Annotated in this window: 12 protein-coding genes; 8 read left to right on the forward strand and 4 right to left on the reverse strand. The window is 74.0% G+C overall.

From position 1 onward, the window contains the following. Nucleotides 1–61 precede the first annotated feature (61 nt). Nucleotides 62–196: a hypothetical protein gene (locus tag ND486_RS28935; RefSeq protein WP_255497807.1), complete on the reverse strand. Its 135-nt coding sequence runs from the start codon at nt 194–196 to the stop codon at nt 62–64. A 308-nt stretch (nt 197–504) separates the two neighbouring features. On the opposite strand from ND486_RS28935, the gene ND486_RS07440 reads away from it, so the two are divergent. The 4 genes from ND486_RS07440 (at nt 505) to ND486_RS07455 (ending at nt 5297) form a co-directional block, all read left to right on the forward strand. Beyond that, the gene (locus tag ND486_RS07440) at nt 505–1695 is read left to right on the forward strand and encodes an ATP-binding protein (protein WP_062398897.1); all 1191 of its coding nucleotides are present in this window, start codon (nt 505–507) and stop codon (nt 1693–1695) included. 196 nt (nt 1696–1891) lie between these two features. Further along, entirely contained in the window at nt 1892–2212 is a 321-nt protein-coding gene (locus ND486_RS07445) for a co-chaperone GroES (RefSeq protein ID WP_043276256.1), read from the forward strand. A 125-nt stretch (nt 2213–2337) separates the two neighbouring features. Continuing rightward, nucleotides 2338–4776 (forward strand): VanW family protein, encoded by a 2439-nt coding sequence (locus tag ND486_RS07450; protein WP_251783359.1) that lies wholly within the window; start codon nt 2338–2340, stop codon nt 4774–4776. 95 nt (nt 4777–4871) lie between these two features. Continuing rightward, nucleotides 4872–5297: a CBS domain-containing protein gene (locus ND486_RS07455; protein WP_251783360.1), complete on the forward strand. Its 426-nt coding sequence runs from the start codon at nt 4872–4874 to the stop codon at nt 5295–5297. Nucleotides 5298–5363: 66 nt separating this feature from the next. Here ND486_RS07455 and ND486_RS07460 read toward each other — a convergent pair whose 3' ends face one another. Continuing rightward, complete coding sequence (locus ND486_RS07460) at nt 5364–7202, reverse strand: acyl-CoA dehydrogenase (RefSeq protein WP_073576088.1); 1839 nt, start codon at nt 7200–7202, stop codon at nt 5364–5366. A 252-nt stretch (nt 7203–7454) separates the two neighbouring features. Between ND486_RS07460 and ND486_RS07465 the strand changes: the two genes are divergently transcribed. Genes ND486_RS07465 through ND486_RS07475 form a run of 3 tightly spaced genes read left to right on the forward strand, consistent with a single transcriptional unit; the run spans nt 7455 to nt 10312 of the window. Further along, nucleotides 7455–8636 carry an N-acetylmuramoyl-L-alanine amidase gene (locus ND486_RS07465; RefSeq protein ID WP_251783361.1) on the forward strand — a complete coding sequence of 394 codons (1182 nt, stop codon included), beginning with the start codon at nt 7455–7457 and terminating at the stop codon, nt 8634–8636. Between the two features lie 42 nt (nt 8637–8678). Continuing rightward, the gene (locus tag ND486_RS07470) at nt 8679–9101 is read left to right on the forward strand and encodes a hypothetical protein (protein ID WP_251783362.1); all 423 of its coding nucleotides are present in this window, start codon (nt 8679–8681) and stop codon (nt 9099–9101) included. Between the two features lie 23 nt (nt 9102–9124). Continuing rightward, nucleotides 9125–10312, forward strand: coding sequence for a class I SAM-dependent methyltransferase (locus ND486_RS07475; RefSeq protein ID WP_251783363.1), 1188 nt, complete (start codon nt 9125–9127; stop codon nt 10310–10312). Here the strand turns inward: ND486_RS07475 and ND486_RS07480 are convergent. Further along, nucleotides 10243–10878 (reverse strand): TetR/AcrR family transcriptional regulator, encoded by a 636-nt coding sequence (locus tag ND486_RS07480; RefSeq protein ID WP_251783364.1) that lies wholly within the window; start codon nt 10876–10878, stop codon nt 10243–10245. The two genes, ND486_RS07475 and ND486_RS07480, sit on opposite strands and share 70 nt — an antisense overlap. Nucleotides 10879–10995: 117 nt before the next feature. Between ND486_RS07480 and ND486_RS07485 the strand changes: the two genes are divergently transcribed. Beyond that, a complete protein-coding gene (locus tag ND486_RS07485; RefSeq protein WP_251783365.1) occupies nt 10996–12645 on the forward strand; it encodes a GMC oxidoreductase in 1650 nt (549 codons plus the stop codon). Here ND486_RS07485 and ND486_RS07490 read toward each other — a convergent pair. After that, nucleotides 12638–13270 (reverse strand): 2-C-methyl-D-erythritol 4-phosphate cytidylyltransferase, encoded by a 633-nt coding sequence (locus tag ND486_RS07490; RefSeq protein WP_251783366.1) that lies wholly within the window; start codon nt 13268–13270, stop codon nt 12638–12640. The two genes, ND486_RS07485 and ND486_RS07490, sit on opposite strands and share 8 nt — an antisense overlap. Between the last annotated feature and the right edge of the window lie 104 nt (nt 13271–13374).

Here is a 13374-nt window from a genome sequence, read left to right on the forward strand (position 1 = left end):
GCGGGTCCGGGTCGGGGTGGTGGACGGCGGGGGCGTTCGGGGGTCGCCCCCGCCGTCCTTCTCACCAGCCGGGGCGCGCTCCTGCGAGCAGGCTGCGCAGGCTCTCCAGCCGTCGGCGACGCAGCGTGATCGGCTTCATCCGCAGCGTCGAGTGATGCATCCGGTCGGCGCGGTGCCGTCCGCGGTGTCGGCCCACAGCGCTCTCCTCCCGGGCGTAGTCACGTGCGACAGGGTGGTGCACGCCTCAGAGTGTTGCTGGTCAACCGCGGTCGCGGAAGGTCGCCGGGCGCGGGCCACCGGATCGTGACGACAACGCAGGCGTTCACCCGCCCCGCTCGCACGGTGCGTTCGCGGCGGATCGCACGGGCGACGCCGGAGCCGGCCCGGACGGGCCTCGCGATCACGCTGGGTGACCGACGTCGCCGCTGGGCCGCACGGGTGGCGGGGCCGCGACACGCCGACGTCGTCTACGGAATTCCGAAGAGCGGCGGATACCGTCCTCGCATGGACCCGGTGCGCAACCCGTTCGCCCCCGGCGCCGGGCAGCGCCCGCCGGAGCTGGCCGGCCGGGACCGCGAGGTGGACGCCTTCGAGATCGTCCTGGAGCGGGTCGCCCGCGGTCGCCCGGAGCGGAGCCTGGTGCTCACCGGGCTGCGCGGCGTCGGCAAGACGGTGCTGCTCGGCGAGCTGCGCTCGATGGCGATGCACGCCGGCTGGGGCGCCGGGAAGATCGAGGCCCGCCCGGACGCCGACCTGCGCCGTCCGCTGTCCGCTGCGCTGCACCGCGCGATCCGCGACCTCGCCGTCCGGCACCGGGCCCCCGAGCGCATCGACGAGGTGCTGGGCGTGCTCAAGGCGTTCGCGCTGCGGTCGTCGCCCGAGGGCACGAAGCTGCGGGAGCGCTGGCAGCCCGGCATCGACGTCCCGGTGAAGAACGGGCGCGCGGACTCCGGCGACATCGAGATCGACCTCGTCGAGCTGTTCACCGAGGTCGCGGAGCTGGCCCAGGACGTCGGCTCCGGCATCGCGCTGCTGATCGACGAGATGCAGGACCTGCGGCCCGAGGACGTCTCCGCGCTCTGCGCCGCCTGCCACGAGCTGTCCCAGGCCCGGGTGCCGCTCGTCGTCGTCGGGGCCGGGCTGCCGCACCTGCCCGCGGTGCTGTCGGCGTCGAAGTCCTACTCCGAGCGGCTGTTCAAGTACTCCCGGATCGACCGGCTGGACCGCAAGGACGCCGACTTCGCGCTGATCGCGCCGGCCGAGCGCGAGGAGGCGACCTTCGACCAGGAGGCCCTCGACGACCTCTACGTCCGCTCGGGCGGCTACCCCTACTTCGTGCAGGCCTACGGCAAGGCCGCCTGGGACGCCGCACCGACCAGCCCGATCGGCGTGAAGGACGTCGAGATGGCCGCCCCCGAGGCCGAGGCCGAGCTCGCGGTCGGCTTCTTCGGCTCGCGCTTCGAGCGGGCGACGCCCGCGGAGCGCGAGTACCTGCGGGCGATGGCCGAGCTGACCGACGGGGAGGACCACCCCGTCGAGACGTCGCTGGTGGCCAAGCACCTGGACCGGCGCGCGTCGTCGCTGTCCCCGGCGCGCGACAGCCTGCTCAAGAAGGGCCTGGTGTTCTCCGCCCAGCGCGGCCAGATCGCCTTCACCGTGCCGCACTTCGGGCGGTACCTGCTCGCCAACACCTGAGTTCCGCTGCTCCGGACGAGTGAAAACTGTTTGCGGTGTAACAGGTCGTCGTATCGGTGCGAAACCCCTGCTGAGCCCCGCGGCGCCACCCGACCCCCGACTCGGTAGCGCCGCGGGGCGTTCCACGTTCGGGGCATGCTGTCGCCTGTGCCGGGCGCCGCCGGGGGCGTCAGGGGTCACCCGTAGCATCGGCCCGGTGGCCGAGCCCAAACTCGAGATCCAGATGCTCCATGACCGGGTCATGATCAAGAGGGTCGAGGGTTCCGGCGAGCGACGGAGCTCGGCCGGAATCGTGATCCCGGCAACCGCACAGGTCGCCAAGCGTCTGGTCTGGGGAGAGGTGGTCGGGGTGGGACAGCACGTGCGCACGGTGAAGGCCGGCGACCGCGTCCTGCTCGCCCCGGAGGACCAGTACGAGGTCGAGATCGCCGGCGTCGGGCACCTGGTCATGCGTGAGCGGGACCTGCACGCGGTGGCCTCCGAGGCCACCCAGCACGGGACCGGTCTCTACCTCTGACCCCCCGGGTCGCGCCGGTCCGCACGGACCCGCGGCCCACCCGGTTCGACAGCGGTGTCGACGCAGTCGACGACGCCGGTCGCGATGACAGAGTCGATGGCAGTGCGGAAAGGAAGTCCCACGTCATGCCCGAGCGCCCTCCCTCGTCCGACGACGCGGACGAGCAGCCGGTGACGTCCGCGCCGGAGCCGGGAGACCCGCAGACCGGCGACGCCGCCGGTGCCGGTCGCCCCGTGATGCCCGCCCGCCGTCCCTCGCCCGGTCCCGTCGCCCCCGCCGCGCCGCAGGGGACCCCCGCGCCGCAGGGTGCCACCGAGGTCCCGGCCGCCGACGTGTCCGGTCCCGCCGACCCGGCCGAGGCCGCCGAGCAGGCGCCGCCGGAGTCCCCCGCGGCCCGCACCGTCGTCGGGCAGGCGACCACCGCGGACGGCCCGGCCGCGCCGTCGCCCGCCCCGCACCAGCAGCCCCCCGCGCCGCAGCGCCCGGAGTCCGGCACGGCCGCCCCGCAGCCGTCAGGCGGCGCCCCGGCCCCCGCGGGCCCCGCCGCGCCGCAGCCCGGCCCCCGGCCGGCCGGTGCGCCGGACGCGACCCGCCCGGTCCCCGCCACCCCCGAGGGGCAGGACCAGGACACCGTCCGCGTCGCCCCGCTCAGCGAGCAGCGCACCCAGGTCCTGCCCCGGGTCACCCCGGCCGCGGCCGCGACGCCGCCCGCGGGCGGCGCCGCCGAGCAGACCGCCCGTATCCACACCGGCGGCCCGGGCGCGGGCACCGCGGTCCTCGGTGCCGGTGCGACCGGCCCCGCGGGCGGGACCGGTCCGGGTGGGCCGGGAGGTCCCGGCGGCCCCGGTGGTGGCGACGGGCACGGCGACGGCGAGGGCGGTGACGGCCCGCAGCGCAAGCGCCCGGTCGGCCTGATCGTCGCGGCCGCCGCGCTCGGCGTGCTCGTCCTCGGCTATGTGGGCGACCTCGCGCTGAGCTCCGGCAGCGTGCCGCGCGGCGTCGTCGTCGCCGGTCAGCAGATCGGCGGCATGTCGCGCGCCCAGGCCACCGAGACGCTGCAGGCCGCGATCGAGCCCCGCTCCTCCGCGCCGGTGCCGGTCCAGGCCGGTGAGGTCCGCTCCGAGATCGACCCGAAGGCCGCGGGCCTGCAGGTCGACTACGCGCGCACCCTCGACGAGGCGGGCGAGCAGCCGCTGAACCCGATCACCCGGATCTCCTCGTTCTTCACCACCCGCGAGGTCGGGGTGGTCAACTCCGCCGACGACCGCGCCGTGCGCACCGCGCTGGAGCAGATGGCCCCGCTGGTCATGAAGGAGCCCAAGGAGGGCTCGGTCCAGTGGCAGGGTGTCACCCCGACCCCGGTCGCGCCGGAGCCCGGCCAGCAGCTCGACGTCGACGCGGCCGTCGGCGTCGTCGAGGAGCAGTGGGCCTCCGGCGAGCCGGTGCAGCTCCCGCTGATCGTCGAGCAGGCCGTCACGACCCCGGCCGACGTGCAGAAGGCCATCGACGAGGTGGCCAAGCCCGCCGTCGCCGGCCCGCTGACGATCACCGGTGAGGGCGCGAACGCGACCATCACCCCGGAGGACATCACGACCGCGCTCAGCTTCACCGCGGACCCGGAGGGGCCCGTGAAGCTGAAGCCGGTGATCGCGAACAAGACCCTCGAGGACGTCGCGCAGCCGCAGCTGGCGAGCACCGAGAAGCCCGGCGTCGACGCCCAGCTCGACTTCGCCGCGACCCCGCCGCGGGTCGTCCCGTCGCAGGACGGGCGCGGCATCGACTACGACGCCACCTTCGCGAACGTGCTGCCGATCCTCACCGGCCAGGGCGAGCGCACCGTCGCGGCGGTCTACGCGAACAAGCCGGCCGAGATCACCACGGCCGACCTGGAGTCGCTGGGCAACGCCACCGAGATCTCGACGTTCACCACCGGCGGGTTCGCCGCCGACTCGGGGCAGAACATCAAGCGCGCCGCCGAGGCCATCAACGGCCAGATCGTGCAGCCCGGCGAGACGTTCAGCCTCAACGGCGTCAGCAACCCCCGCAACGCCGCGAACGGCTACGTCGAGGCCGGCATCATCGAGGACGGCCACCCGGCGCGCGGCGTCGGTGGTGGTGTCTCCCAGCTCGCGACGACGCTGTACAACGCGTCGTACTTCGCCGGTATGACCGACGTCGAGCACAAGGAGCACAGCTACTACATCAGCCGCTACCCGGTGGCCCGCGAGGCGACGGTCTTCAACGACCTCATCGACGTCAAGTTCCGCAACGACGGCCCGACCCCGGTGCTGATCCGCACGGCGTGGACGCCCAGCAACGTCACCGTCTCGTTCATCGGGCAGAAGATGTACGAGGTCACCTCGGCGACCGGGCCGCGGACGAACCCGACCCAGCCGCAGGTCGTCAACATCCCGGCCGGCCAGCCGTGCAGCGCCAGCAAGGGCTCGCCCGGCTTCACCGCGACCGACACCCGGACCATGCGCAACGTGCAGACCGGGGAGACGACCAGCAAGACGCGGACGGTCAAGTACAACCCTCAGCCGATCGTGCAGTGCGGCGGCTGATCCGGTGATCGTCCCCGTCGGGGGATGACGAGAGCCAGGTCACATTCGTACCCTGATCCCTCCAGTCGTCGGACAGCGAGGGATCGGGGTACCCCATGCGCATCGCGGACGTTCTGAGGAACAAGGGCAGCGCGGTCAGCACCGTGGCGCCGGAGGACTCGATGGGCGAGGTGCTGCGCGCGATCGCCGAGCGGAACCTCGGCGCACTGCCCGTCGTCGACGGGGACAGGCTGGTCGGCATCGTCTCCGAGCGGGACGTGGTGCGCCGGCTGCACAGCCACGGTGCCGCGCTGCTCGACGCGCGGGTGGCCGAGGTGATGACCACCGAGGTGGTCACCTGCTCGCCCGACGACGGCGTCGGCGACCTCGCCCGGGTCATGACCGACCGCCGGGTGCGGCACCTGCCGGTGATCGTCGACGGGGCGCTGGCCGGGATCGTGTCCATCGGCGACCTGGTCAAGGCCCGGATGGACATGCTGGAGCAGGAGCGCGAGCAGCTGGAGAGCTACATCGCGCAGTAGGGGCGCGACGAGGAAGGGCCCCGGGCGGGGAGTCCGCGCCCGGGGCCCTTCGTCATCGGGGCCGGATCAGAACGAGGCCTCGTCGAGCTCCATGAGCTCGTTGTCGGCGTTCGCGATGATCGCCTTGTCCGAGGTCAGGCGGGGCAGCACGGACTTCGCGAAGAAGGTCGCGACGCCGACCTTGCCCTCGTAGAAGGCCCGGTCCTTCGCGGAGACGCCGTCGGTGCCCAGCGCGGCGAGCGCGACGGTGGCCTGGCGCAGCAGCAGCCAGCCGACGAGCAGGTCGCCGACCGCCATCAGCAGCCGCACGGTGTGCTGGCCGACCTTGTACAGCTCGGTGACGTCCTTGGTGGAGCCGTAGAGGTAGCCGGTCAGCGTGCCGAGCATCCCCTGCACGTCGGTCAGCGCGGTGCGCAGGAGCTCGCGCTCCTCCTTGAGCCGGCCGTTGCCCGCGTCGGAGTCGATGAACGCCTGGACCTCGCCCGCGACGTGCGCGAGCGCCTGGCCGTTGTCCCGGACGATCTTGCGGAACAGGAAGTCCTGGGACTGGATCGCGGTGGTGCCCTCGTAGAGGGAGTCGATCTTGGCGTCCCGGATGTACTGCTCGATCGGGTAGTCCTGCAGGAAGCCCGACCCGCCCAGGGTCTGCAGCGACTGCACGAGCTGCTCGGTGGCGCGCTCGGAGCCGACGCCCTTGACGATCGGCAGGAGCAGGTCGTTGACCTTCTCCGCGAGCTCGGTGCTGATCCCGCTGCCCTCGTCGCCGAGGCGCACCCTGTCCTGGAAGGTCGCGGTGTAGATGTAGACGGCGCGCATGCCCTCGGCGTACGCCTTCTGCAGCATCAGGCTGCGGCGGACGTCCGGGTGGTGGGTGATCGTGACCCGCGGCGCGGTCTTGTCGGTCATCTTCGTCAGGTCCGCGCCCTGGACGCGCTCCTTGGCGAACTCGAGCGCGTTCAGGTAGCCGGTCGACAGGGTGCCGATGGCCTTGGTGCCGACCATCATCCGGGCGTACTCGATGACCTGGAACATCTGGGCGATGCCGTCGTGCACGTCGCCGAGCAGCCAGCCGACGGCCGGGGTGCCGTGCGCCCCGAAGGTCAGCTCGCAGGTCGTGGAGGCCTTGAGGCCCATCTTGTGCTCGACGTTGGTCACGAAGGCGCCGTTGCGCTCGCCCGGCTCGCCGGTCCCGCTGTCGAAGTGGAACTTCGGCACCAGGAACAGCGACAGGCCCTTGGTGCCCGGCTTTCCGCCCTCGGGGCGGGCCAGCACCAGGTGCATGATGTTCTCGGTGAAGTCCTGCTCGGCCGAGGTGATGAAGCGCTTCACGCCTTCGATGTGCCAGGTGCCGTCGTCCTGCTGGATCGCCTTGGTGCGGCCGGCGCCGACGTCGGAGCCCGCGTCCGGCTCGGTCAGCACCATGGTGGCGCCCCAGCCGCGGTCGATCATCAGCTGGGCCCAGCGCTTCTGCTCCTCGTTGCCGTTCTTGTAGAGGATCGAGGCGAAGTTCGGGCCGGCCATGTACATGAAGATGGCCGGGTTGGAGCCGCACATCAGCTCGGCGGCGGCCCACTGCACGGACGGCGGGATGCCCATGCCGCCCAGCTCGTTCGGCAGGCCGAGGCGCCACCACTCGCCGTCCCAGAGGACCTTGTAGGCGTCCTTGAGCTCCTGCGGGGTGGTGACCGTGTGGTCCTCGGGGTGGAAGACCGGCGGGTTGCGGTCGATCGTGGCGTAGTGCTCGGCGAGCGGGCCGGTGCAGACGGTCGACAGCTCCGACAGCACGCCCTTGGCGGTGTCGACGTCGACGTCCTCGAAGGGTCCCGTTCCGAGGTGGTCCTGTACCTCGAACACCTCGAAGAGGTTGAACTCGAGGTCGCGCACGTTGCTCTTGTAGTGGCCCATCCGTCCTTCACCGCCGTTCGTGCCAGGGCCGATCGACTTACCGGCCGGTAACTGACTCCAGAGTATTACCGACCGGTAACAAGAGCAAGGTGCAGCTGCGTCGTCAGGGACCGCCCACCCGTGTGACGCGCTCGACCGGCGCGCCCGCGCCGTCCTTTTCCCGTGAACCGAGAGAATGCGGAGTCGCACGGGACGGATGTGGCGTGTGCGACGGAGGCGGTGCCGGCGGTGCCGCCGAAGGGGGCAGCAGCGATGGGCGAGCCGGGACAGAGCTGGAGCCGCCGCGGGCTGCTGGTCGGGGGTGCGGTCGCCGGCGCGGGCCTGGTCCTGCCCGGCCGGGCGTTCGCCGGACCGCCGCCGACCGCCGACCCCGCTCCGCCCGCCACGGGTCCGGTGCCCGGCCCGTCGGCCGTCCCGGGGCCGGACGGCATGCCCGGCCCGGCCGGTGCCGGTCCGCTGGCCGAGGGCGTGCCGGTCCCCTACATCGCGCGCTGCTTCGAGTGGGGCGCGCGCAAGCCGAAGTTCCCGCCGAGGATCTGGGACCGGCGCCCGATCCGGATCCTGGTGCACCACACGGCCGGGGCGAACACGAACGACTACAGCGTCGGCGCCGCGCACCGGATGGCCAGGGCGATCCAGAACTACCACATGGACCGCAACGGCTGGCTCGACTCGGGGCAGCACTTCACGATCTCGCGCGGCGGGCACGTCATGGAGGGCAGGCTCTGGAGCCTCGGCGAGCTCAACGGGGGCCGCCGCGTCGTCGAGGGGGCGCACTCGCCCGGCCAGAACGTCATCGCGATCGGCATCGAGAACGAGGGCACCTACACGGGGGTCGACCCGACCCCGGCGCTGTGGAACTCGCTGCGCGTCACCTGCGCCTACATCTGCCTGCGCTACGGCATCGCCCCCACCGAGCTCTACGGCCACCGCGACTACCGCAACACCCTCTGCCCGGGTGACCGTCTCTACGCCGCGCTGCCCCGGCTGCGCCGCGAGGTGGCGGGGCTGCTGGGCAGGCGGCTCTCGCGCACCGAGTCGACCAAGGCGAGCTGGCCGCTGCTGCGCACCGGCGACCGCGGCCCGATGGTCGAGGCGGCCCAGTACCTGCTGCGCGACGCCGGGTCGCTGACCGGGAAGCCCGACGGCCGGTTCGACGACCGCACCGCGGCCGCGGTGAGCGAGTTCCAGCGCGCGCACCGCGCCGACGACGTCAACGGCCTGCTCGGCGGGGAGACCTGGCCGGAGCTGGCCCGCACGGTGCGCGCGGGGACCGAGGACGACGCCGCCCGTGCCGTCGAGGTGCTCGCGGCGGCACGACGGGTGGAGAGCGTGCCCGACGTCGTCGACCACCCGCAGTGGCAGAAGCTGCTCGGGACCTCCGGCAGCGCCGTCCCGGACGCGCAGGACCCGCAGGGCGTGCTGAACCGCTGAGGGGTCCCCGTCGGCGGGTCGCGCCGGTACGGTGACGCCGTCATGGACGACCCGCCCCCGCCGCTGCGTCGCGCCGCCCGGTGCTGGGTGGCCGCCGTCGCCGTGCAGGTGGCGGCCGTGCTCGCGGCCGCGACGGTCGGACCCGGCCCCGGCGGGGTGTACGCCGTCGGCGCGCTCGTGCTCGTCCTGCTCGGCCTGGTCACGACCCTGACCCGCGCCCTGCTGCGCGGGCACCCCGCGGCCCGGCCCGCGCTCGCCGTCGCCGGGGCGGTGGGGGCGCTCGTCGCGCTGCTGCCGCCCGGCGAGCCGGGCGGGGTGCCGGGCACGGTGACGCCGTTGGTCGTGGTGGGTCTCGGCATCACCGCCGGGGTGCTGACCGTGGCCGCGGTGCTCACGTCGTTCCACCCGGCCTGCTCGGCGTACCTGCGGGTCCCGCGTGGGCGGAGCGCCGGCACGGACGGGTGACGGCCTGCCGCTAGTCTCGCCCGGTGCTGAACCGCTGCCCCGCGTGCGACGCGCCCGCGAGCGACCCGTTCTTCTCCGCGACCGGGCTGCCGGTGCACGGCACCGCGGTGCTGCCCGACCCGGTCTCGGCGCGTTCCGTGGCCACCGGGGACCAGGTTCTCGTGCTGTGCGAGCGCTGCGGGCTGGTGTTCAACCGCGACTTCGACCCGGGGCTGCTCGACTACACCGGCGACCACGAGGAGTCCCAGCACCACTCCCCCCGCTTCGCCGCCTACGCCGCGGAGATCACCGCGGACTGGGTGGCGCGGTTCGGGCTGGCCGGGCGGCACGTCGTCGAGGTGGGGTGCGGGTCCGGTGACTTCGCCGCCGAGCTGCTCGGCGCCGGCGTCGGCCGGGTGACCGGGATCGACCCGCACTTCGTGCCGCAGCGGGTCCGCCCGGAGCTGGCGGACCGGCTCACCGCCGTACCCGCGGAGTTCGTCCGCGACCAGGTCGAGCCGGACACCGCGGCCCTGGTCTGCCGGCACACCCTGGAGCACATCCCCGACCTCGCCGTCTTCGGCGCGGAGCTGTACGCCGGGCTGCGTCGCGGCGGCGGCCGGGCGCTGCTCGCCGAGGTGCCCGACCTGGGCCGGATCCTCGACGAGGGCGCCTTCTGGGACCTGCAGTACGAGCACTGCTCCTACTTCACCCCGGCGACCATGCGGACGTTCCTGACCGGGGTCGGCTTCTCCGACCCGCAGGTGCGGCTGACCTACGCCGACCAGTACGTCGTCGCCGAGGCGGGTCCGGACGGGACGCCGGGTGCGCCCGAGCTGGAGCCGCACCTGCGCGAGGCGCTGCGCAGCGCCTGCCGGGACTTCGCGACCCGGGTGTCGGACCAGGTCGGACGCTGGCGGGAATGGCTCGGCGGCCGGGCCGCGACCGGCGACGAGGTGGTCGTCTGGGGCGGCGGGGCGAAGGGGCTGACCTTCCTCAACGTCGTCGAGGGCGGTGCGGAGGGGACCGGCGCGGTCGGCGCGGTCGTCGACATCAACCCCGGCCTGCAGGGGCGTTTCATGGGCGGGCTCGGGCTGCCGATCCGCGCCCCGAAGGACCTGCTGGACTCGCCCCCGCGGTCGGTGCTGCTGATGAACCCGGTCTACACCGGCGAGGTCCGCGCCACGCTCGACGAGCTGGGACTCGGGTCGACGGAGCTGCTCGCGGTCTGACCGGCCGGGGCCGGCCGCAGTGCGCGGACGGCCCGGACGAGCTCCGCGCGGGTCGCGGCGGCGTCGTCGATGCCGGTCCCGGTCAGCACCAGCGCGCCCGCGAGCAGCAGCCGGGCGGTGCGGCGCGCGTCGCCGGTGAGGTCGTCGCCGCAGACCCGGTCGAACCGCTCCTGGAAGTCGGCGACGACGGAGTCCCGGATCCGGCGCGCGTCCGGGTCGTGGCCGAGGAACACCGACCGCAGTGCGGTGTCGAGGTCGCCGCCGCCGTCGAGGGCGGTCACCAGGCCGTCGACGTAGCCGGCGAGGCGCTCCTCGACCGGCAGGTCCGCGGCGGGCTCGGCGCCCGGTGCGCTGCGCAGGTGGGCGAGGAACACCGCGGCGAGCAGGTGCTCCTTCGAGGCGAACACCTTGTACGCGGTGGCCGGGGACAGCCCCGCCCGGCGCGCGACCCGGCGCACGGTCAACGTCGCGGCGCCGCTGTCGGCGAGCTCCTCGGCCCCGGCCGTGAGCAGCCGGTCCCGGGTCGCCGGCGCGACCTCGCTCCGCCGGGAGAATGCTCCGTCCACCGGACCCAGCCTAGCCGTCGACCGCCCCGGCCCCGGGTCGCCGGGCGGTGCCGTTACCGTGATCCACTACGGGTGGACAGGTGTCCAGTCGGGTGTCTTTCCGAGAGGAGCTCCCCGATGCGCTCGATCAGCCGCAGGTCGGTCCTGCTGGGTGCTGCCGGTGTCGCCGGGCTGGGGGTGCTCGGAGCGGGCACCGCGGTCGCCGCCGCGCCGTCCCGGATGCGCGTGACCCGGGAGGAGCGACGGGTGGTCGTCGTCGGCTCCGGGTTCGGCGGCGGCGTCACGGCGCTGCGCCTGGCCGAGGCCGGTGTGGACGTGCTCGTCCTCGAACGCGGACGGCGGTGGGTCACCGGGCCGGACGCCGAGACCTTCCCCCGGGTGACGACGAACCCCGACCGCAGGCTGTTCTGGCTCGACACGGTCGCCGACCCCCTGGACGGACCGCCGAACCCGCTGTCGGTGCTGCTGGGGCGCCCCACCGCGAGCACCCCGGGCGCCGTGCCGCTGTCCCCCGGCCGGTACACCGGGCTGCTGGAGCGTGTCGGCGGCAACGGGATGGACGCGTTCTGCGCGGCCGGCGTCGGCGGGGGCTCGCTGCTCTACCAGGGGATGACGCTCCAGCCCTCGGCCGAGGTGTTCGCCGCGACGATGCCCCGCGAGCTGGACTACGACGTGCTCGCCCGCGAGCACTACCCGCGGGTCGCCCGGATGCTCCGCCTGGCCACCGCCCCGGACGAGCTGATCGACTCGCCGACGTACCGCGCCCCGCGGGTCTTCCGCGACCGGGCGGAGGCCGCCGGCTACGAGGTCGAGAAGATCCCGATGCCGATCGACTGGGACTACGCGCTGGCCGAGCTGCGCGGCGAGATGAGGCCCGCCTACACCAACGGCGACGCCGCGTTCGGCGTGAACAACGGCGGCAAGCACACCGTCGACGTCACCTACCTCGCCGCCGCCGAGGCGACCGGGCGGGTCACGGTCGCCCCGTTGCACCAGGTCACCGACGTCGTCCGCGCGGCCGACGGGCGCTGGGAGGCGCACGTCGACCGGATCGACGAGACCGGCACCGTGCTCGAGAAGAAGATCATCACCACCCCGGCGCTGGTGCTCGCGGCGGGCACCCAGAACACCAACCGGCTGCTGCTGCGGGCCCGCGCGCACGACACGGTCCCGGACCTGCCCGACGCGCTCGGCGAGAACTGGGGCACCAACGGCGACCGGATCTGCACCTGGAACTCCCTGGTCGAGGACTTCGGCGCGGTGCAGGGCGGGCCGGTGGTGTTCGGGACGAAGGACTGGGCGGACCCGGCGTCGGCCAACACGGTCATCCAGGCGTCGCTGCCGCCGCTGCCGCTCGGGCTCGGCCGCACCACGACGATGATCGTCGGCTACGGCGTCAGCGCCGGCCGCGGCCGCGTCACCTGGGACCCGGTGCGCCAGGAGGGCGTCGTGCAGTGGCCGCTCGACGGCGACGCGGCGCTCACCGCGCGCATCCACGAGCGGATGGGGCGCATCACCGGGGTGCGCGGCACCTTCCTCGACACCACCTACGCGGTGCCGACGACCTGGCACCCGCTGGGCGGGGCCTGCATCGGCACGGTCTGCGACGTCGCGGGCCGGGTGCAGGGCCAGCGCGGGCTCTACGTGCTCGACGGGTCGCTGATGCCCGGCACGACGGCCGCCTGCAACCCGTCGATGACGATCGCCGCCGTCGTCGAACGGGCCACCGACGACCTGGTCGCCCAGGACGTCGGCACGCTCATCTGACCAGGCGCCGGACGACGGCCAGGTCCTCCGGGGTCGCGACGTGCAGGTTCGCCGGGTCCCCCGGCACCGTCACCACGCGGTGGCCGAGCGCGGCGAGCATCCCGGAGTTCTCCACCGGCCGGGGCGCGTCGGCGTGCGCGGCACGCAGGACGTCCGCGCGGAACGCCTGCGGCGACTGCGTGAGGACCGCGTCCTGCTTGGGGAGGGTGTCGACGACGACGCCGTCGCGCACCCGCTGCACCACCTCCAGCAGCGGGACCACCGGCACCGCCCCGTCGGCGCCCGCCCGCACGGCCTCGACCACCTCGGTGAAGATCCGGTCGGCGGCGAGCGGGTGCGCCGGGTCGGCGAGAACCAGGACCCCCGCCTCGGCGGGCACGACGGCCAGCCCGGCCCGCAGGGACTCCGACTGGTGGTCCCCGCCGACGGCGAGCGCGTCGACCGGCTCGCCGTCCCAGTCCACCCCGGGCGGCAGCACCAGCGCGACCCGGTCGCAGGTGCGCCGGGCGGCGGCGACGGTGTGGTCGACCAGCCGGGACCCGGCCAGCTCGTCGAGCTGCTTCAGCCGGCCGTAACGGAGACCCCGGCCGCCCGCCAGCACGATCGCCCACACGTGGTCACGCACTCCGGTGATCCTGCCGGGTCCGGCGCGGGAACCGGACACCGCACCCGATAGCCTCGGCCGTCCCCGATCGGGCGACCCGATCGGGCGACGGGAGGGGCGGACGA

The organism is Pseudonocardia sp. DR1-2 (assembly GCF_023717215.1).
Lineage (GTDB): Bacteria > Actinomycetota > Actinomycetes > Mycobacteriales > Pseudonocardiaceae > Pseudonocardia > Pseudonocardia alni.